Genomic DNA, 21,464 nt, shown 5'->3' with positions numbered 1-21,464 from the left:
TCTCTATACCTCAGTCTTTTAATATTTACATTTATTGCTTAGCAGCTTGTTGTAATTTCTTAATTGCTGTTCTTTGTAACCTAGAAACATGCATCTGACTTAAACCTATGCGTTCTCCTGTTTCCTTCTGACTTAAACCTTCAATAAAAGTACATTGAATAATTTCTCTTTCTCTGTCTGAAAGAATAGGTAGAATACGTTCAAGAATCATGCGTTTTTCAGTTAAATCATAGTTATCATCTTGTTGACCCATTATGTCTAATAAAGTAACTGTTGAACCATCTTTATCTGCTTCAATCGAATGGTCAACGCTAAGAGCATTATAGCTTTGTCCCATTTCCATTGCTTCGAGCACTTCTTCTTCTGTCACTTCTAATCGATCAGCAATTTCTGCAATTGATGGTGAACGTTCTAATTCATTTGTGAGTTCATCACTGACTTTCTTTATTCTTGGACCAATTTCTTTTATTCTTCTAGGAACATGAACACTCCATGTCTTATCTCTTAAATACCTTTTAATTTCACCGATAACGGTTGGTACTAGGAATGCTTCAAATTTGCGATCAAATGACAAATCAAATCTGTTAATAGCACCTATTAAACCAACCATACCAACTTGAACTAAATCTTCATGATGTGATTGTCCTTTTGAATACTTATATGCTAAAGATTCAATTAGTTTACGATAATGCGTAACTAGTCTATCTTGAGCGTCAGTATTAGCATTTTCTTGGTGTTCTTTAATCCATTGGTTAATTTGTTCAGGTGAGACATCATTAACTGATTTCGACTCTTTCGTCATTATTTGGCACCTGCTCTTTTTTTATATACTTAATCATACTGATTGTTACACCAGATTCTTTGAACACTTTCACTTCATCCATTAATGACTCAATTAAGAATAATCCTAATCCGCCTTCACGTAAGAAGTCTATATTTTCATTTTCATCGTACGGTCCTAATTGAGATTTTGTTTTTTCATAATCAAAACTTTCGCCTTGATCAGATATTATAATTTTAATTTTATCATCAAATAACTCAAAACATAAATTAATCATACCATTAGTTTCTTCATGTTTATAAGCATGTTTAACCGCATTAGTTACCGCTTCACTTACTGCTATCTTAGAATCTTCAATATCATCATAAGAAGCACCTGCTCTTGAAAAGACACCAGATAATGTAAGTCGAATCAAACTAACATATTCGGCAGAGGCAGGTAGTTTCATTTCAATATAATCATTTTTGATAGGCAAGTTACTCTACCTCCGTTCCTTCATTTACATGCATTAAATCTTTAAGACCCGTAATATCAAATAATCTACCAATTCTATCTGATACACCTAAAATATATAATTCTTTATTATTTTGATTCAATGCTTTCAATGTTCCAACAAACAATCCTAATCCTGTTGAATCCATATAACTAACATTAGTTACATTAACATGAATATCATGCGTACCTTCTTGGCGCATTGGCATAAGTACCTCTTCTAATTCAGGTACGGTATAAACGTCTAACTCCCCGGCTACGATGACTTCATAATAATCATCATGAGTGATTGTTTCAATATTAAGGTTCATAGTTCTACACTCCTAGTTTAGTCTTTTTCCAAAATATGTATACTTTACTAAGTATACCCATAGTTATATTTCTATAATCAATAAATTTAATATTTAATTTACACGTTTTATGATTAATATAGTCATATCGTCACGTTTATTAGGATTTTGTATTTTTAAAATAGCTTCATATAAAATCTGAACAATGTCTTGAGGATGCATATGCTTATATTTACGAATCAGATTAAGTAACGTATTTTTAGCGATAAATTCACCATCCGTATATCTAGCTTCAGTAACGCCATCAGTAAAGATAATCACTAAATCATCTAAACAAATTTGTATTTCTTGTTGATTATATCTAGTATTTTGACTTACGCCTAATACCCTACCTCTTACATTTATTTCTTCGAATGTTTCAGTTTCAGCTCGATAGATATATCCAGGTTCATGACCTGCTGAACTACAATATAATAAGTGATTCATTTCTTCATATAATCCGTAGAACATCGTTACAAACATATTTTGATTAACGTTCTTCTCCACAACTCGATTAAGTCGTTTTAACCCATCACTAGGTAATTGTGAATGTCCATATGAGTCCATTCCAAACTTAATCATACTCATGGCTAATGCTGCTGGAATTCCTTTCCCAATGACATCAGCCACTGCAAAACTCATCGTACCATCTCGATGATCAATTAAGTTGAAATAGTCACCACTTACTTTTTGTGCAGCAACAGAAATAACACCAATTTGAATACTATCAAACTGAGGAATATCAGTTTTAAGCATTGTTTGTTGAAGCCTAGAAGCTAAATCTATTTCTTTATCGTGGAATTGCATTTTATCTACTAATTTTTGATAATCTCGATAACTATATCCAAATCCTTTAACAACCTCTTGTAAAACATCTAAAGTATCAAATATTTGTTCTTTTTCTAAATTTAAAGAAGTAACATACGATTTATGGATATTCACTATATCTTCTGGCAGAATATCTTTTTTTATTACTTCATCAGTAAAATCATTACACTTTTTTAGAAATTGTTTTTTATTTTTAGTAACTAAGCTTTCATCAATAAGCTTTTTATAATGCTGTTTAAATTCTTCCACGAATCTGCCTCCTCACTTCAATAGTGCATCATGAACTTTAATTTGTATGCAATTTATATTTATTAACAAATTTTATTTGTACTTAAAATATAATATTCGAAAATAAAGTTACTATTTAAAAAAGACTTTAGGTACTCCCTAAAGTCAACAACTAAAGACTAATGCTACATTTCTGTACTTTTCTAAATTTATAAAACATATACATATGTATTAGTACATTTTGTTTTCAATTGTTAGTGTGAACAACTGAAACTATTACAATTTTGTCTTTAATAGTTAGTATAAATTATATTTGGTTAATGCATAAAATAAGTTAAGTGCCTTGTGGCTTTACTTCATCATGTAACCCTAAACTAATATCTAGTGCTTCATCTACTTCAGTCATTTTTTCTTCTGATAGATAAGTTAGTTTTTCTTTTAATCTTTTTTTATCAAGTGTACGAATTTGTTCGAGTAGTATAACTGAATCTTTATCTAGTCTATATTTCTTCTTCTCTATTTCAACATGAGTTGGTATTTTGGCTTTATTAATCCTACCTGTAATCGCTGCTACGATCACGGTAGGACTATATTTATTACCAGTATCATTTTGAATGATAACTACAGGTCTTACTCCCCCTTGTTCTGAGCCCTGTACTGGTGACAAATCAGCTAAATATACATCGCCTCTTCTAATCATTCACTCTTATAATTAGAAAGAATATATGTTTCGTTACAATCACAAGCTTCACATTCTAATGGAAAAGCTTCTGTTGCGAGGGAGAGGTTTAAATCGGCCATTTGTGCATAGCCTTCTTTTAAAGATTGTTCAAGACTGTGGCTTCTATTCTGGTTAAAAGTTAACATACTATGAACCTCCATTTGATAACAAATAAGACATTATAAACTTTAATTTAAATTTATAATAACAAATTTTGCACGAAGTGACTATACTATTTTAATAATTCATTCGTTACCTCATATTCATTATTTATTTCATATATACGCGGAACTCTTCTTCCAATGTTACATAGTACTTCGTAACTAATAGTACCTTGTTTTTTAGCTAATGCCTCTGCTGATTGAGGTGAATCAATATGATTGTCTAACACAATCACTTCATCACCTTCTTGAACATCTTCGGGAACTTTAATAATCATTTGATCCATGCAAACGCGACCTATAACTTCGCATTGATAGCCTTTAACATTTACATTTGCACCCTGCATAGAACGTAAATATCCATCTGCATATCCTAGAGGTAAAATGGCTATTTTAATAGGTTCAGTAGCTGTGTAGGTGCTACCATAACTCACTGAATCTCCAATGTTTAAATTTTTAGTTTGTACTACATGAGTTATTAATTGTGCACTTGGTATTAACTGAGTTGTTACAAGATCTTTGACATATTCTGACGGATAATAACCATATAATGAGATACCTAATCTAATTGCATTGCATAAATCATAATCTCTTAATAAAGAACCTGCAGAGTTTTGACAATGAATATATTTAGGGTGTTCAACTTGATTAACTAACTTTTCGAATAAATGATATTGTTCATCCATTGAGTCTCCAGGTTCATCTGCATTTGCAAAATGGGTATAAACACCTTCGAATACTAATTTATCATGGTTCTGAATTAAACTAACCACTTTTTTATATTCCTCTATCGTTTTAATACCAAGTCTTCCCATACCTGTATCTAATTTCACATGTAACCATAGGTTCTTCTCATTATCATCACTAATTAATGTGATTGCTTGTTGTAACCAAGATTCAGACGGTACAGTAAGTGCAACTCTGTGTTGAATGGCTTTATTAATATCTTGTAAAGGTATAACGCCTAAAATTAATATTTGTGCATTAATACCGTGCATTCTAAGCTCTATGGCTTCATCAAGTGTTGCTACTGCAAAGAAGTTCGCCCCTAATTCCATTAATTGTCGAGCCACTTTCACACTGCCTAATCCATAACTATTTGCTTTAACCACTGGCATAACCGTTTTATTTTCATGTAGTTGTGTAAACGTAATATAGTTATTTGAAATAGCCTTTAAATCAACATTCATAAATGTTGCTCTGTAATATTTGTCTGACATAAGAAGTCCTCCTCAAAACTTGAAAATAGTTCAAGTTTGTTTGAACTATTCATTGTCTCTATTTTTTTAATCAATTACATTAATAGTTATAATTATAGTATTGTTAATCTTTCTTTTCTAATAAAACATGACTCATAGCATAATTATCTGTATGTGTAATGGTTACGTGAACTACAAAGCCTGGGTATTCGATACAAGGTTTACCATTATTATCGTTATAGCAATTTATATCATTGAATGAAACAGTCTTACCCAATCCTGTACCAAGGGCTTTACTAAAAGCTTCTTTAGTTGCGAATCGTCCAGCAAGAAATTCTAATTTTCTTTTTTCACTCTTAAATGAATTAAATTTTTCTTGTTCTTGATTCGTTAATATTCGTTCAACCAATTTAACTTTTTGTTTAGCATAAACTTTTTGTATACGTTCAATTTCTATTAAGTCACTGCCTATACCGAATATCATAATATTTATTACCTCATTTACTATATGTTTCATCACTTTTTTCAATTGTTTCTTGTTGAGTAACAAAATGCGGTTGATCCATTTTCTTAGATTGAATATTTTGTTTTAATTCAAGTGCTTCTACTTTAGATATTAAATGAATTTCAGCATCTCCACCGGCTGTAGATAAATGTAAAGTAGCTAAATTATATTTTCTCATGACAAATCCTTCAACAATATCTAAATTTTGAATTCTGTAGAACGGGATTATCATTGTCTTTATAAATATAATTCCTGTACGAATATATATTTCATTATCTTTAAACGTATATCTAAAATTTTTATATCTTAAGATTGGTATAACAATTGTAAATATTAGAATATATAGGACGAGCATCCCCAATGCAATAAAAATTGTCCATACTGGTTTTAAGACCTTTAAAAAATAAATATCTACAATCGTTGCAGTAGCAAGTATTATAACGATCACTATAAATGTTATTAAAGAAGCGATTTTCATTACTTTTAATCCATTATGATCCATGTATTTGTAATTATTCATTGTAATCACCTCTTAAATAAGCATTAACATAGTAATCCACTTTCTTTTCAGACATATAATATAGATTAATCATTTCAGATACAGAGCCTTTAGCAATTATGAATTGTAAGTTGGCTAATGCACTTCTTTCAAGAAAAGGATTCTGAGTAGTTTCAACGCCAATAATCTTATTAGTTTTAAAAAAGTAAGTATTAAAACCAAACATCCCAACAGAGTGAACCGTAATCTCCTCGTTATTCATAGCTATACCTGAATTTTTAATATATATTAATGCATGTACTGCCATAATAATAATTAGCATTCCGACAATTAGAAAACTCCAAGCACTCCAGAAATATGTTGCAACGCCTGCAATAATAACAAATATTAAACTAGGAATAAGAAAATGACGATGATAACCACGCCAAGGCATCCCTTTATTAACTTCTCCGAAATTCATTTCTGGAACTAGTTTCCCTATAATTTTATAAGCTTCTTTACGTTTGATAAATGGAAGAATCATTATTTTGCCATTATCACTTGCATCTTCTTTTGATTCTACATTCAAATCACTAGTAATAACAAAATGAATAGACGTATAGCCAAATAGTTTTCTTAGAAAAGATTGCTTTTCCAATACAGCTTGTAATCTATTCGTAGGAACAGTAATATTTTTCACATTAAATAAACCATAAGTAATCTTTAATTGGTTATCCTGTTGAATGACCGTGTAATTATAGTATCTAATTAGTGTAATGATTGTACCAATGATATAACTAATTAAGAGCACCGCTATTACTAATATTAAAATAATCATGATGATTGAGTTAACCCAATGCCATAAATTGGAAGTCCATTTATTCCAAGGTATAACCTCTTGAAAAGCACCAATAATAGGTGAAATTGTCGCAATAGCAACACCAATTGCTCCACTTGTCATTGCCATTAATAATAATGTTTTAAAAGACATTTTAAAAATGAGGCGTTGATTATTTTCAGCATTAAACGCATTTAAGTCTTTTGCCTTTTCAACGGGTGTATTAGTCTTTTCTTGTTCGATTTCTGACTTGAATGCATTACTTTCACGAATTGAATCATTATTATTTAACTCTATTTGCTTTAACTTAATCGCCTGTTCTAATAAATCACTTTGCTTTTTAGATATTGTTGCTAGCTCAATACCATCACTCGGAGTCTTTATTTGTAAGCTCACGCCGCCAACAATCTGATTAATTAGACTTTGTGTCGTATCTAATGACTGAATCCTACTAATATTAAGTTCTTTCCTTTTTTTATTAATCCAACCGGATGTGACAATAAATTGATCCGCTTCTAACCAATATCGCGTTACTCTCACTTCTAAAAACTGATTTATAAAAGATATTAGAAATATTATAAAAAAAATCGTTGGCCCAATATAATGTTTAATGTCCGTAAAATCATAATTCCAAATATTGAAACCAATAAATACTATAAATGTAAAAATGTTTTGTTTAATGACTTTAATTAAACCAGTAATATATGAAATAGGATGTAATTTTTGAGGATTATACATCAGAGTCAGCACCTCGCAATTCAATAAATATTTCGTTAGCTAACTTGTCTGCCTCATTTACAGATAATAAAGGTAATCGAACTTCATGACCTGCTGTTACGAATACAACTATATTTAAATGAAGTCTTTTTAATATAGGATTCGTCTTTAATTGAAGATATTGAAGTCTTTCAATTTTTGTGATTTGGTGCTTTTTGAAAATAAAAGTCGACTTCACTTCTATGTTATTTTTTCCTACTCTATAATATTTGTGATTAAAATTAATATAGGGTTGTATGATACATCTTAAAAAAGAAAGCACAAATAAAAATATTAAAATGTAAATTATAAAATGGTACCAATTAAAGTAGTTATATAAGATATAGATAGAAATTAAAATTAGAATTTCTAGAATAAAAAAGAGACCACTTTTTATCCAGTGGTATGAATATGCATTTTTAGGACTTTTATGAAATGAACTTTCTAACTTCATAACAAACTCCTTCACAATTTTTCTTTAGTATATCATAATCACTGTACTTCTAAATATGTCATACATTTCTATTAATGAATATAGCTCTACTTATTTAATTATGACTTACAAAAACTTTTCCCTCCATATTTGCATAGAACCAAAAGAGAGAGTGGGACAGAATTTTTTTAAATTCGTCGTCCACTCCAGCTTGCTTTGCTTGTAGAATTTCTTGATGAAATTCTCTTTGTTGGGGCCCCGCCCGCAATGATGACTAGAACTGAGAAAAGTTTGATTTAAGCGCCTTCTCAGTTCAGTCAGCTACTGCGAATTTGCAAAATAGCATTATTATGTTATTTATGTCCCAGGCTCTACAACTATAAAAAATAGCTGTGAAGAAATCTATCGTCATAGATCTCTTCACAGCTAATCTTAGTATGTTTATATATTTGAAGATGATAAACTTATTTGTATATCATATTATTTTTGTAAGTCGGCAAAAGTACGACCTTTCATTGAAGAACGGCCTCTTTCTTGTCTATCACGACGTTCAGGTTTTTTACCTTTTTTCTTGTTAAAATTGCCACCTTTTGAACGTTTACTTTTATTATCAAATTTATTATTACGTTTACCGCCACCACGACGTGAACCATTACCTTTACCTTGACGATTTTTACGTGCTAAAGGTTTTTCGAATGTTAATTGAACATCAACTTCATCATTCGCTTCTACTAATTCTTGTAATAATGATGCGACTAATTCAGTACTATCATACTCTTTTAATAATTCGCTTGAAATTCGTTGTAAACGATCTTCACTTTCACGTAACATCCAATTTTTCACTTTATCTTTAATGTCATCTTCTCTTGCTTGAAGAACTTCTTTGCGATGAGGCGGTCTTAATGCATTCATTCTTCTTCCATTTGCATCTTCGATTTGACGGATATAATCCATTTCAATAGGGTTAACAAATGTAACTGCGATACCTTCTTTACCAGCACGACCGGTACGACCAATTCTATGTGTATAGCTTTCAGTATCTTGTGGAATATCAAAATTATAAACATGACTTACACCTGAAATATCTAATCCACGTGCCGCAACATCTGTCGCTACTAAGATATCAATTTGGTCGTTTTTGAATTTTTTCAATACTTCTAAACGTTTCGCTTGTGTAATATCACCATGTAAACCTTCTGCTTTATATCCTTTTGATAATAATGCACTTGTTAATTCATCAACACGACGTTTCGTTCTACCAAATACAATAGCTAATTCAGGCTGATGTACATCTAAGAAGTTAGTGAACGTATCGAATTTTTCAAGTTCTTTCACAATTGTATAATATTCGTCGATTTGAGGATCTGACAATTCGTTATTCATTGTTTTAACAATTTGTGGAGATTTCATGAATTGTTGTACTAAAGTTTGTATGGCTTTAGGCATTGTTGCTGAGAATAACATTGTTTGTCTTTGTTCAGCAGGGATTTTATCCATAATAAATCTCATATCATCGATGAATCCCATGTTCATCATTTCATCCGCTTCATCTAAGATTAACGTATGGATGTCGTTAGTTTTTAATGTACGACGATTCAAGTGATCGATTACACGTCCAGGTGTTCCAACCACGATTTGAGGTCCACGTTTTAATGCTTTAATTTGTCGATCGATTGGCATACCGCCAAAAACTGTTACCACTTGAACATTTTGTCCATGGCTAAATTCGCGTAACTGTTCAGCCACTTGCATAGCTAATTCTCTAGTCGGTGCTAGAATTAAAGCTTGAACGCCTTTTTGGCCAACAACTTTTTCAATTAAAGGAATTCCGAAAGCTCCTGTTTTACCTGTACCAGTTTGAGCTTGTCCAAGGATGTCTCTTCCTTCTAATGTATAAGGGATACTTTCTTTTTGGATAGGTGTGGGTTCCTTAAAGCCCATTGCTTCAAGGGTTTCAACTGTTTTATCCGAAATCCCTAGTTCTTTAAAATTTTGCAATATAATTCTCCTTTAAACTTTCTTAATTTATCAATATACGTTTGTGTATATAAGGTCTTCTTATTACGTCAACTTCTATATAGTACCACCTAAAAATATATATCGCAATAAAGCAATTCCTGACTTCAACTATATATTTAGCAGTTTTATAAATAATAGCGTTTTCATTTTATGTACTTTTTCTTTAGAAAATAAGTAAAAAAACAAGCTATTCACGGGTTTAACTTCCCTTTGAATAACTTGTATAATTTAAAAAGTTTAAATTTTAAAAATTATTTAAATAAGTTCATTTACAACTTCTTCTAGTTTATTTCCTCGTGAGCCTTTAACTAAAACTTTATCATGTGGTTCTAAATAAGTTTTTAAATATTTCGTTAGCTCATTTTTATCTGAAAAGTAAGCTGCTTCATCAACAAATTGCTCACCTACATCACTGATGAATTTAGCATCAGATCCATAAGTTAATAAGGTATGAATACCTTTCCCTTCAAGATGTGCACCAACGTCTTCGTGCATTTGACGGCTATTATCTCCAAGTTCTAATGAATCTGCAAGTACAATAATTCTGCGTCCTTTCATATTACTTAAAGTGTCAATAGCTGCTTTCATACTTGTAGGGCTTGCATTATAAGCATCATTAATAATAGTAATATCGTCATTAGTTACGTGACGTTCCATACGCATACCTGTTAATTGTACATGATTAATATTATGTTGAATTGTTTCATAATTCAGTCCTAATTCATGTCCAATTGCAATAGCAATTGCTGCATTTTTCATATTATGAATTCCTAAAATTGGCAATTCGTAATGCTCTGTATTATTTACTGTAAAAGCAATTCCGTCATTTTTACTATCTTCAACTTTACAAACTAACTTGTTATTTGAATCTAATCCTACACTTACGAGTTTAGCATTTTGTACTTTTTCAACATGTGGTTTAAGTAAAGGTTCATCACCATCGTAAATGAAAGTTCCACCTGGTTTAAGTCCGATAGTAATTTCAGATTTTGCTTTAGCAATACCTTCGCGAGATCCTAAATCTTGCATATGTGATTCACCAATATTTGTAATAACAGCGATATCTGGTTCTGCAATAGTCGATAGTAGTTCTATTTCATGAAAGCCTGACATTCCCATTTCTAATATTGAAATCTCAGTATCCGCATCAAGTTCTAGTATGGTTAAAGGCAAACCAATTTCATTATTATAATTTCCTTGTGTTTTTTTTACTTTAAAATGCGTGTGTAAGACACTTTCAATCATATCTTTAGTTGTCGTTTTGCCGTTCGAACCAGTTACACCAATAACTTTAGGATTCACATATTTTAGATATGCTTTAGCAAGTTGTTGTAACGCTACAAGTGTATCTTCAACCCAAATAATAGGTCCGTTTATATTTTCATCAATATCGTGCCCTTTTTCATAAAAAGAAGCACCTGCACCTGTATTTAATGCTTGAGAAACAAAACGGTGTCCGTCAACGTTCTCACCTTTAAAAGGAATAAATAGCATATCCTCATTAACGGAACGTGAATCAATAGTTACACCTTTTATTGTTCTTCCTAAATATTGCGATTCAATTTCACAAGGTATCCAATCTTGAATTTGTTTTAATGATACTTCAATCATAGTTGAATTCCTCTCTTAATCGATTGTATATTTATTTTTCTTTTTATCTTCGTGACGCTCTTTAGCCAACTCAATTAATTTAGTAATTAGTTCAGAGTATGAAAGTCCCATGTTTTCCCAAAGGCTAGGATACATACTAAATGCAGTAAAACCAGGCATGGCATTTGTTTCATTAATATAAATTTGATTGTCTTCAGTTACAAAGAAGTCAGCTCTTACTAAACCAGAACAGTCAGTCGCTTTAAAAGCTTCTAATGCCATATTACGTAAAGTCATTTGAATTTCTTCATCTAATTCAGCTGGAATTTGAAGACTAATCTTACCGTCTTTATATTTAGATTTATAATCATAAAAATCTACATCTTTGATAACTTCACCTGGCCATGTTGTTTCTGGATAATCATTTCCTAAAACAGCTACCTCGACTTCGCGAGCATTAACACCTTGTTCAATCACAAGTTTACGGTCGAATTGGAAAGCTTCTTCAATACCTGCTTTAAGTTCTTCTTCATTACTACATTTACTAATACCAACGCTTGAACCTAAATTAGCTGGTTTTACAAAAACAGGATATGTAAGTTTATCTTTAACAAGTTTAATAATATTATTTTCATATTTCTCATATTCACTTCTTAAGAAACTAATGTATGGAAGTTGCGGTAATCCTCTATGTTCAAATAACTGCTTCATTACTAATTTATCCATTGAACTTGACGCAGCTAGCACACCATTCCCTACGTATGGAATATCTAGAACTTCAAATAAACCTTGAATTGTACCATCTTCACCATTAGGGCCATGAAGTAATGGGAATACAGCTTCATATGGTCTTCCCGCACTACTTTCTTTTAGTAGTATCGTAATTTCTCCTGCTTCAACGTTATCTAAACTAAGTTCATCAACTGATTCAATATTTTTTGTGATGTTGTCTTGTTTTTTCCATTGTCCATCATTTGTAATATATATAATGTCTACAAGATATTTATCTTTATCAATCGCGTTTAATACATTTTGTGCAGTTAATTTTGATACATCATGTTCAGCACTTTTCCCACCGTATACGATACATATATTTTCTTTTGCCATATTTAGTTTCCTCCATTGAGAAAGATTGTGCTATTGCACGTTAGTTTCATTGAACTTTTTATTAAGTAAATACAATAGTCTCTTTCAACTTAATTTTAATTATAAATCAATTTACTCAGCAAGTTTTAGCTAAGTTTTATAAAATTTAAAGTATACTTTCTAAAAATCAATATTATCACAGTATCTGGATACTTTGCATTTATCTCGGTAATTCAAATCGAATTTTTGATAATTTATAATTAATTTTTAACATTGCACTGTGCTTTTAGTTATTTTCTAGCAAATTCAAATAAAGTCATGTAAAATCTATATATAATATTTATCGATTCATTATTGAATTTAAGGAGTTTTCTCATGAAATATTCATCCCGTCAACAACCTACCAAACATTGGTTACGTAAAATCGACTGGATACTCATTGCATTACTAATAGTATTAGCAATTATTAGTGTAACGACAATTAGTTCAGCTATGGGCGGTGGCCAATATAGCGCCAATTTTAGTATTCGTCAAATCATCTATTATATTTTAGGAGCTATCATTGCACTTATTATTATGTTCATTTCTCCTAAGAAAATCAGAAATAATACATACATATTATATATATTCTTTTGTGTTTTACTGATTGGCTTACTTATTATTCCAGAAACGCCAATTACACCAATTATAAACGGTGCAAAAAGTTGGTATACGTTTGGCCCTATAAGTATTCAACCCTCTGAATTTATGAAAGTAATCCTAATACTAGCTCTAGCGAAGACCGTCGCTAACCATAATCGATTTACTTTTCATAAATCTTTTCAAACGGATTTAACACTATTCTTTAAAATTATTGGTGTTTCAATTATACCGATGGCATTAATATTACTTCAGAATGACTTGGGTACAACACTTGTAATTTGTGCAATTATAGTAGGCATTATGTTAGTGAGTGGCATTACTTGGCGTATACTTGCACCTATTTTTATTGCAGCTGTCGTTATAGGTGGCAGTATTATTTTAGCAATCATTTATAAACCATCACTGATAGAAAGTATTCTTGGTGTTAAAATGTATCAAATGGGCCGAATCAGCTCTTGGTTAGATCCATACTCTTATAGTGCTGGTGATGGTTATCATTTAACTGAATCTTTAAAAGCTATCGGCTCGGGACAATTATTCGGCAAAGGGTTTAATCATGGTGAAGTTTATATACCTGAAAATCATACAGATTTTATATTCTCAGTCGTAGGTGAAGAAATGGGATTTTTAGGAGCGGTTATTTTATTATTAATCTTTTTAGCACTCATTTTCCATTTAATTCGATTAGCTACTAGAGTCGAATCACCTTTCAGTAAAATTTTTATTATTGGATATATTTCATTGCTTGTATTCCATATCTTGCAAAACATTGGCATGACGATTCAACTATTACCTATAACAGGTATACCGTTGCCATTTATTAGTTATGGTGGTAGTTCTTTATGGAGTTTAATGGTGGGCATCGGCGTTGTTCTATCTATCCACTACCATCAACGTAAATCTACGTTTAAAGAATAATTTTTTAAAAATAGAATTCTTGGCTCTACGTCAAATCGGACCGATGCGTCCTAATATAGAGATTAAGCAACCTTAGGTTGTTTAATCTCTTTTTTGGTTTATATCAAAAAACGACTGATACACACAAATGGTATCAGTCGTTTTTATTGTTAGTTTGCAAATTATTTGAGTTCTTGTCTTGCCGGCGTTGTTGCAGGTAAAGTATTAATTATGTCTAAACGAGATTTTGTTTTTTTAATATTTACACCAAGTGACGATAATAATTTGACTACATTTTGTAATTTATCTGTTTTACTCATGGATTTCACCTCGTTTTTTGACTTCAAGGATATACTACCCCAATTAAAACAGTTTTACTACACAATTTGAAAATAATTCTAAATTTTTTATTTAAAAACGTTCTATATTAATTTAAAACTTTATAACCATCATCATAAATTTCTTTTTCAATACTATTTAAATTTGTTGGGGTATCAAAAGTCACACTCACTTTTTGCATATTAATATCAACATCAACTTTTTCAACACCAATCATTTGTAAAATGCGTTTTTGCAATGCTTGCGCTTGCTCAGAAGTTTGTAATCCACTAATTTCAATGACACTATTCATTTACAAATTCCCTCTAATCCTTCATTAATTTTTGAAATGTAACTAGTAATTCTTCCATTGCTTCTTCTTGTGCACCACTATTTACTTTATCCATAATACAACTTTTCATATGATGATCTAATAATTTAGTAGCAACACTGTTAAGCGCTGATCTCGTCGCTCTAATTTGAGTTAAGACGTCGTCACAATATACATCTTCCTCAATCATTCTGTTGATGGCTCTGACTTGTCCTTCAATACGATTTAATCTCGATTTTAAATTTAATTTAATTTGTTCGGAATGATGTGCATTATCTTGATTTTCCAAGGTAGTCACCCTTTCTTTTAGTACTATAATATCGTATAATTTACCTTAATTTTCGTCAAACACGATAACTTATTCTTCTCAAAAGCAGTCATGCTATTTCCGTTTTACCATGATACAATTATAAACAAGAGATACTAAATCATTGTTATATTGCAAGAATTTATTAATTAACAGGAGGTTCGATATGATAGAAATTTTTCCAATGACATTTGTTCATTCTTCTTTGATTATTAATATCATATTAATTACAGCCTTTCTATTAAACTTGATTTTTGCATTTGTCATCATCTTCCTAGAACGACGTAGTGCAGGTTCTATTTGGGCTTGGCTACTTGTCTTAGTATTCTTACCAATTATAGGTTTCATATTATATTTATTATTAGGACGACAAATTCAACGTAATCAAATATTTAAATTGAAAAAGGAAGACCGTAAAGGGCTTGCTATGATTGTAGATGAACAGATTGAAGCGTTAGAAAGTGATGATTTTTCTAAAGGCAATCATCAAATAGTTAAGTTTAAAGAAATGGTTCGTATGTTGCTCTTTAATAACGCAGCATTTTTGACTACAGATAATAGCATCAAAATATATACCGATGGTCATGAAAAATTTGATGCATTAATTAATGACATTAAAAATGCTCAAGATTACATACATATTCAGTACTACATTTTCAAAAGTGATCATTTAGGACTTAGCGTACTAAGTGCTTTAGAAGAAAAACTTGATCAAGGTATTGAAGTAAAGATGTTATATGATGATATGGGTTCTAGATTATTACGTAAAAGAGACTTAAAACAGTTCCGCGCTAAAGGTGGACATGTTGAGTCTTTCTTCCCTTCAAAACTCCCCTTAATTAACTTACGTATGAACAATCGTAATCATAGAAAGATTGTTATTATTGATGGCAAAATTGGCTATGTAGGTGGATTTAATGTAGGAGATGAATATTTAGGCAAGGACAAAAAATTTGGGTACTGGAGAGATACACATCTTCGACTTGAAGGAGACTCTGTCAATGCACTCGAACTAAGATTTATTTTAGATTGGAATTCACAATCTACACGTGATTACATTGAATATCAAGAACGTTACTTTCCTGATGTGAACTCTGGAGGTACAATCGGTGTCCAAATTGCTTCAAGTGGACCTGATGAAGATTGGGAACAAATAAAATATGGATATTTAAAAATGATTTCTTCTGCTAAACATTCAATTTATATCCAATCCCCTTACTTTATACCGGACCAAGCATTTTTAGATGCCATTAAAATCGCTGCTTTAGGTGGTGTAGAGGTTAACATCATGATTCCATGTATGCCCGACCATCCATTTGTATATTGGGCAACATTAAAGAACGCTGCTTCACTTTTAGATGCCGGTGTAAAAATTTATCAATATGATAATGGTTTTTTACATTCAAAAATGTTAATTATTGATGATGAAATTGCTACTGTTGGTACTGCTAATATGGATAATCGTAGTTTCACACTCAATTTTGAAATAAATGCCTTTATATACGATGAAGAAATCGCTAGCAATCTTAAAGAAGCATTTATACAAGATATGAAAGTATCGTATCGCTTAACAAAAGAATTATATAACAAACGCAGTTTATGGATTAAATTTAAAGAAGGCATTTCTCAATTGCTTTCACCTATTTTATAAAGAAGATGAGACAACAAAGGTTATCGCTTTTGTTGACCCATCTTTATTTTATTTTGGAAAAGGAGAAAATAATGGAATTAAACCAACAAATTAACCTTGCCAACGACTACATGCGTCACTTCCACGACAATGATTATTCTGGTCATGATATCGCACATATAGAACGTGTAACTTCACTTGCACAAAGAATTGCACATTCAGAACAACAAGGCGATATCACAATCATCACTTTATCAGCATTACTACACGATGTCATAGATGATAAATTAACGGATAAATCTTTAGCTATCAAAGAACTCAAAACATTTTTCACTGAAATTGAATTGAACGAAGCTTCACAACAACATATTTTGCATATTATTCAAAATTTAAGTTATCGAAATGGCCAAAATAATAACGTTCGTTTATCGATTGAAGGTCAAATAGTGCGCGATGCTGATCGTCTCGATGCAATAGGTGCGATTGGTATCGCTCGAACGTTTCAATTTGCAGGTCATTTTGATGAACCAATGTGGACTGAAGCCACTCATAAAGAACAGCCCAAACCAAATACAATTTCTTCTTTACCGCCTTCTGCTATACGCCATTTTTATGATAAATTGCTTAAATTAACTGAATTAATGCATACTGAAACCGGTCGGAAATTGGCTAGAGAACGACATGAATTTATGGAACAGTTTTTAGATCAATTTTATAAAGAATGGCATATATAATAAAAGGTCGATACCCTACGCAAGGATATCGACCTTTTATACTCTATAGTTTCAATTTAACTAATTTATTTTTTCTTTTTATTATTCTTAGAAACAACTTGAGTGTTTTTACCTTTTTTATTTGAGTTACCATTGTTTTCATCAAATTTTTCTATCATTGGTGCAACTTCTCTTTTAGCTACTTTCTCATAATACATATTAGCGAAATAAGTTTGAACAATTAGGAATGCCGCACTGACAGACCAATATAAACCTAATGCTGAAGCTGAACTTAATGAAATCCATATGATCATAATTGGAGATACTATCATCATCATATATGTCATTTGACGTTGTTCTTGAGGCATTTGTTTACTAGATACCCAAGCCTGGATAAAGTAAAGCACACCAGCAATAATTGTAATCCAAATATCTGGATGTACTAAGTTAAACCATAAGAAGTGAGGATGTTCGGCAATTCCGCCACCAATACGATATCGTAAAGTAAAGTATAATCCCATAACGATAGGCATTTGGATTAATACTGGTAAACAACCTAATGCACTTTTCATTGGGTTAATATCATATTTTTTATAAACTTCCATCATTTCTTGGTTTGCAGCCATTTTTTCCTCTTGAGTACGTGCGCGTTTAACTTTCTCTTGCACACCATCAACTTCTGGTTTAGCTACTTTCATTTTTTCACGCATCATATGACTATTTTTATAGTTTGAAAGCATGAATGGTAATAAAATAATACGAATCACTAATACTAATACGATAATTGCAATACCGTAGTCATCATTAAAAACTGTATGGCCTAACCAATGTAAGACTTTAGACATTGGTTCAACGAATGTGTTGTAGAAAAATCCATCTCTATTACTAGATTTAGAATAATCACATCCGGCTAAAAAGACCATTACCCCTAATAACAAAGGTAGTAACGCTTTCTTCTTCATTTTTCCACCTCTATTGATATATTCACATAGGGATTATTTTATCATAATCGTAGTGTACTAGAAAACAAAAAAAGAAAAAAATTATTATTTATTTGAAATAACTTTGGAATTTGGTAACAGTCTTGTCAATATTATGACTACGTGCAATAGCTGAGATTACAGAAATACCATTAGCTCCGGCTTGAACAATTGGTTCTACATTATCTACAGTTATTCCACCAATAGCCACCATAGGTAATGATGGGTTTAACGCTTTTAATGTTGTAATCATTTCTGGACCTACTGGTGCACTTGCATCGTCTTTCGAACCCGTTGCATATATAGGTCCTACACCAATATAATCGACATTCGTTAAGTCTGATTTTTGATACTCTTGTTCATTACCGACACTCAAGCCAATAATTTTATGTTGAAATCGTTGAGCAAAAGTAGCTACTTGTTCATCATCTTGACCAACATGTATGCCATCTGCATCAATCTTTTCCGCTAATTTAACATCATCATTCACTATAAAAGGTATTTGATAACTACGACACATGTCTTGTAACTCAATTGCCAATTGTTCCTTTTCAATACCAGTTAAAGCTGTTGGACCTTTTTCGCGAAATTGAAATAATGTTATCCCTGCTTCTAAAGCTTGCGCTAATACTGTTTTAATATCTTGATTATCCGGAATATCTTGGCTCCCACATATAAAGTAAACATTTAAATCACTTGGTTTAAACATATTACGCTACCTCTTGTCGTTTGACTTGTAACTTATATGTTTCATAATCAATTAAGTACATTTGATCTAGTAAGTTTGGTAAGAAAGAACCAGGTCCTTTAACTTGTTTATCTTTTTCAGCAATTTCAGCAGCAATATTATAATAACTTACAGCTTCTTCTAAAACTTGAAGCGTAGGGTGTGTTTCTCTAAACAGAAAGCTTGCAACAATTCCGCCTAGTAAACATCCTGCACCAGTAATCTTAGCCAGTAATGGTGAGCCATTTGATAATTTCACAGCTTTACCATCTTGTACAATAACGTCATCTTTACCAGTAAGTACGATTGCCGTATTAAGTTTAGCATAGGCATTTTTAGCTATAGTTATAGGATCTAAACTAGTATCTCCATCTGTACCTTTCATCGTAGTCGTTGTGTCTACCAACGTTAGTATTTCTGAAGCATTCCCTTTAATAACTGATACATCTACTTCTGATAAAAATTTCTGACAAAATTGTTTACGATAATTTGAGGCACCCACTGCGACAGGATCAAACACAATTGGCGTTCCTTGTTGATTTGCAATTTTACCAATTTCAATGATATCCGCTTCATTGGCTTTAGTTAAAGTTCCTATATTAATTAATAATGCACCTGCTACTTGATAAAATTCTTCTGCTTCTTCAGGCGCTTCACTCATTGCAGGGCTCGCACCAATACTTAATAGACCATTTGCAGTAAAGTTTTTTACTACATCATTGGTATAGCATACAACTAAAGGATTCTCGTGGCGTAATTTTTCTAGATTATTCATCATCTAAACCTACTTTCTTCATATATGCAAAATGGTTTACAGGACCTCTACCTTGACCAATTTCAGGTGTGTATTCGATACTTAACGAAATAAATTTCTTCGCTTTTTTTACTGCTTCATAAATTGATTTCCCTTTAGCAAGTTCTGCTGTTATTACTGCTGAAAATGTACAACCAGTACCATGTGTATGTGGTGTATCAAATCGTTTGTTTTCAAATGTATAAACATCGTCTTTAGTAAATAAAAAGTCTTTAGCGTTATTTAAATCTGCTGAATGGCCACCTTTAATAACTACACCTTTACTTCCAATTTCATTAATGAAGATATGACCTGCTTTACGAATGTTTTCTTCAGTATCAATGGTTAAACCTGTAATTTCCTCAGCTTCAGGAATATTAGGTGTTACGACATCAGCTAATGGTAATAATGTGCTTTGTAAATGTTTTTTTGTAGCATCGTCCATCAAAGAGTCACCACTTTTAGCTAACATAACAGGATCAATAACATATGGAATATCAGAATGTTGTTTTAAATAGTCTTGGACAAGTTCCATAGTCTCATGTGTAGCAATCATGCCTGTTTTGATGGCTTGAGGTAATTCATCATCAAACACACTATCTAACTGTTCTTTAACCCAACTTGTTTCTAAATTATGAATATGTTGAACTCCTTTAGTGTTTTGAGCCACAATGCTAGTGATAGTAGCCATGCCATATACACCACAAGCATGAAACGATTTTAAGTCTGCCATGACCCCTGCGCCGCCTGAAGGGTCAGTTCCAGCAATGGTTAATGCAATTTTAGGTTTTTTCATTATTTATTGCCTCCATAATTCCACTGTTCATCAATATATGCCATATTAAAGAATTGACGTTCATGAATTGTACTTTGTAAGAAACTTTCTTTAATGTCTTCTTTCTCTTGATTTGAGCAATTTTGAGTAAGTTCATCTAACAATCTATCAAATACTTCAATTAAAGCACGCATTTCCGTACTATAAAAATCAAACCATTTTGCAGTAATAGCATCTCTATTAAGTTTTGGATCTTCAAGTGCTTTTTTAGCAATAACTTCATATACGTATGGACAAGGCGCCATAGCAGCTATTGTATATGCAGCATTTTCATGTGCATATGCATGATAGTACATGTGTTTAATATAATGGTCACCACTTGGCGGCCACACTTTTTCTTTAACGATTTCTTCATAAGGCTCATTAATATAATTAGCTAGAATTTCATGTGCTTCTACTTCCCCATCTAACATAAATTCAATTTGTTCAACTATGAATTTAACATCTTTCATAGTTGGCATTTTAGGAATAATTAATGCATATAAATTAGTAAATTCTTTTAAATAAGACGCATCCGCTCTTAAATATTGACGTACTGCTTGTGCTGATAATTCCCCTTTAAGCAAATCTTGAATAAATCCATCGTTATAGATATCTTCAATAATGGATTGTGAAGCTACTTTTAATTCTGATGAAAAAGTCATTTCATTTCCTCCTTAAAAAATAAAAAAGCTACATTTCAACGTAGAAATGCAGGTTTCATTCATAAAAGTTGAATGAAATAATCACATAACTACTTTCCTACGTTGGTCCTAACCAAATCAGGTTGTAAGGGTCTGAATCATTCATCTCAGCCAAATAATTTGGCTCCCCTAGTAGCCTTTATCTTATTAATTTAACATTATCA

Annotated in this window: 25 protein-coding genes and 1 riboswitch; of the genes, 3 read left to right on the top strand and 22 right to left on the bottom strand. The window is 31.5% G+C overall.

The annotated features are described in order from the left end of the window. Positions 1-31: 31 nt before the first annotated feature. From sigB to HYI43_04530, 14 genes are all read right to left on the bottom strand, one after another. Entirely contained in the window at positions 32-802 is a 771-nt protein-coding gene (sigB, locus tag HYI43_04595) for an RNA polymerase sigma factor SigB (protein UDI77860.1), read from the bottom strand. Continuing rightward, on the bottom strand, positions 777-1,250 hold the full coding sequence (rsbW, locus tag HYI43_04590) for an anti-sigma B factor RsbW (protein ID UDI79268.1): 474 nt from the start codon (positions 1,248-1,250) through the stop codon (positions 777-779). Before rsbW ends, sigB begins: the two co-directional genes overlap by 26 nt. Before the next feature lie 7 nt (positions 1,251-1,257). Continuing rightward, the gene (locus HYI43_04585; GenBank protein UDI77859.1) at positions 1,258-1,584 is read right to left on the bottom strand and encodes an anti-sigma factor antagonist; all 327 of its coding nucleotides are present in this window, start codon (positions 1,582-1,584) and stop codon (positions 1,258-1,260) included. Positions 1,585-1,677: 93 nt separating this feature from the next. Then, entirely contained in the window at positions 1,678-2,679 is a 1,002-nt protein-coding gene (locus HYI43_04580; GenBank protein UDI77858.1) for a PP2C family protein-serine/threonine phosphatase, read from the bottom strand. Positions 2,680-2,992: 313 nt separating this feature from the next. Further along, a complete protein-coding gene (locus tag HYI43_04575; protein ID UDI77857.1) occupies positions 2,993-3,358 on the bottom strand; it encodes a type II toxin-antitoxin system PemK/MazF family toxin in 366 nt (121 codons plus the stop codon). Beyond that, complete coding sequence (gene mazE / locus HYI43_04570) at positions 3,355-3,525, bottom strand: type II toxin-antitoxin system antitoxin MazE (protein ID UDI77856.1); 171 nt, start codon at positions 3,523-3,525, stop codon at positions 3,355-3,357. The genes HYI43_04575 and mazE overlap by 4 nt, the downstream gene beginning before the upstream one ends. An 86-nt stretch (positions 3,526-3,611) precedes the next feature. Then, positions 3,612-4,760: an alanine racemase gene (alr, locus tag HYI43_04565; protein ID UDI77855.1), complete on the bottom strand. Its 1,149-nt coding sequence runs from the start codon at positions 4,758-4,760 to the stop codon at positions 3,612-3,614. Between the two features lie 103 nt (positions 4,761-4,863). Further along, positions 4,864-5,223: a holo-ACP synthase gene (locus tag HYI43_04560; GenBank protein ID UDI77854.1), complete on the bottom strand. Its 360-nt coding sequence runs from the start codon at positions 5,221-5,223 to the stop codon at positions 4,864-4,866. A 13-nt stretch (positions 5,224-5,236) separates the two neighbouring features. Next, complete coding sequence (locus tag HYI43_04555) at positions 5,237-5,764, bottom strand: PH domain-containing protein (protein UDI77853.1); 528 nt, start codon at positions 5,762-5,764, stop codon at positions 5,237-5,239. Next, positions 5,757-7,298, bottom strand: coding sequence for a PH domain-containing protein (locus HYI43_04550; protein UDI77852.1), 1,542 nt, complete (start codon positions 7,296-7,298; stop codon positions 5,757-5,759). The genes HYI43_04555 and HYI43_04550 overlap by 8 nt, the downstream gene beginning before the upstream one ends. Next, positions 7,291-7,770 (bottom strand): PH domain-containing protein, encoded by a 480-nt coding sequence (locus HYI43_04545; protein ID UDI77851.1) that lies wholly within the window; start codon positions 7,768-7,770, stop codon positions 7,291-7,293. The genes HYI43_04550 and HYI43_04545 overlap by 8 nt, the downstream gene beginning before the upstream one ends. Before the next feature lie 459 nt (positions 7,771-8,229). Beyond that, positions 8,230-9,747 carry a DEAD/DEAH box helicase gene (locus tag HYI43_04540; protein UDI77850.1) on the bottom strand — a complete coding sequence of 506 codons (1,518 nt, stop codon included), beginning with the start codon at positions 9,745-9,747 and terminating at the stop codon, positions 8,230-8,232. A 276-nt stretch (positions 9,748-10,023) separates the two neighbouring features. After that, positions 10,024-11,379 carry a UDP-N-acetylmuramoyl-tripeptide--D-alanyl-D-alanine ligase gene (locus HYI43_04535; GenBank protein ID UDI77849.1) on the bottom strand — a complete coding sequence of 452 codons (1,356 nt, stop codon included), beginning with the start codon at positions 11,377-11,379 and terminating at the stop codon, positions 10,024-10,026. Positions 11,380-11,394: 15 nt separating this feature from the next. After that, complete coding sequence (locus HYI43_04530; protein UDI77848.1) at positions 11,395-12,465, bottom strand: D-alanine--D-alanine ligase; 1,071 nt, start codon at positions 12,463-12,465, stop codon at positions 11,395-11,397. A gap of 354 nt (positions 12,466-12,819) precedes the next feature. Between HYI43_04530 and HYI43_04525 the strand changes: the two genes are divergently transcribed. Next, entirely contained in the window at positions 12,820-14,004 is a 1,185-nt protein-coding gene (locus tag HYI43_04525) for a rod shape-determining protein RodA (protein ID UDI77847.1), read from the top strand. Positions 14,005-14,165: 161 nt separating this feature from the next. Here the strand turns inward: HYI43_04525 and HYI43_04520 are convergent, their stop codons facing one another. From HYI43_04520 to csoR, 3 genes are all read right to left on the bottom strand, one after another. Further along, on the bottom strand, positions 14,166-14,303 hold the full coding sequence (locus HYI43_04520) for a hypothetical protein (GenBank protein ID UDI77846.1): 138 nt from the start codon (positions 14,301-14,303) through the stop codon (positions 14,166-14,168). A 107-nt stretch (positions 14,304-14,410) separates the two neighbouring features. Beyond that, positions 14,411-14,614, bottom strand: coding sequence for a heavy-metal-associated domain-containing protein (locus HYI43_04515; GenBank protein ID UDI77845.1), 204 nt, complete (start codon positions 14,612-14,614; stop codon positions 14,411-14,413). Between the two features lie 13 nt (positions 14,615-14,627). Next, entirely contained in the window at positions 14,628-14,921 is a 294-nt protein-coding gene (gene csoR / locus HYI43_04510) for a copper-sensing transcriptional repressor CsoR (GenBank protein UDI77844.1), read from the bottom strand. 184 nt (positions 14,922-15,105) lie between these two features. Here csoR and cls point away from each other — a divergent pair, with 184 nt between their 5' ends. Next, positions 15,106-16,590, top strand: coding sequence for a cardiolipin synthase (cls, locus tag HYI43_04505; GenBank protein UDI77843.1), 1,485 nt, complete (start codon positions 15,106-15,108; stop codon positions 16,588-16,590). A gap of 71 nt (positions 16,591-16,661) precedes the next feature. Further along, on the top strand, positions 16,662-17,303 hold the full coding sequence (locus HYI43_04500) for an HD domain-containing protein (GenBank protein ID UDI77842.1): 642 nt from the start codon (positions 16,662-16,664) through the stop codon (positions 17,301-17,303). 65 nt (positions 17,304-17,368) lie between these two features. On the opposite strand, the gene yidC is transcribed toward HYI43_04500, so the two are convergent. The 5 genes from yidC to tenA all read right to left on the bottom strand — a co-directional run bounded on the left by yidC (position 17,369) and on the right by tenA (position 21,261). Further along, complete coding sequence (yidC, locus tag HYI43_04495; GenBank protein UDI77841.1) at positions 17,369-18,244, bottom strand: membrane protein insertase YidC; 876 nt, start codon at positions 18,242-18,244, stop codon at positions 17,369-17,371. Between the two features lie 88 nt (positions 18,245-18,332). Then, on the bottom strand, positions 18,333-18,971 hold the full coding sequence (locus HYI43_04490) for a thiamine phosphate synthase (GenBank protein ID UDI77840.1): 639 nt from the start codon (positions 18,969-18,971) through the stop codon (positions 18,333-18,335). 1 nt (position 18,972) lies between these two features. Further along, on the bottom strand, positions 18,973-19,764 hold the full coding sequence (gene thiM, locus HYI43_04485; GenBank protein UDI77839.1) for a hydroxyethylthiazole kinase: 792 nt from the start codon (positions 19,762-19,764) through the stop codon (positions 18,973-18,975). Next, positions 19,757-20,578, bottom strand: a complete 822-nt coding sequence (thiD, locus tag HYI43_04480) for a bifunctional hydroxymethylpyrimidine kinase/phosphomethylpyrimidine kinase (GenBank protein UDI77838.1) — start codon at positions 20,576-20,578, stop codon at positions 19,757-19,759. The genes thiM and thiD overlap by 8 nt, the downstream gene beginning before the upstream one ends. Continuing rightward, positions 20,578-21,261, bottom strand: a complete 684-nt coding sequence (gene tenA, locus HYI43_04475; GenBank protein ID UDI77837.1) for a thiaminase II — start codon at positions 21,259-21,261, stop codon at positions 20,578-20,580. The genes thiD and tenA overlap by 1 nt, the downstream gene beginning before the upstream one ends. 77 nt (positions 21,262-21,338) lie before the next feature. Next, positions 21,339-21,441: riboswitch (TPP riboswitch) on the bottom strand. Between the last annotated feature and the right edge of the window lie 23 nt (positions 21,442-21,464).

This window comes from Staphylococcus taiwanensis, from assembly GCA_020544305.1.
In the GTDB taxonomy this organism is placed as follows: domain Bacteria; phylum Bacillota; class Bacilli; order Staphylococcales; family Staphylococcaceae; genus Staphylococcus; species Staphylococcus taiwanensis.
The sequence above is the reverse complement of the archived record's forward strand: the minus strand, read 5'-3'. Positions and strand labels throughout refer to the sequence as shown.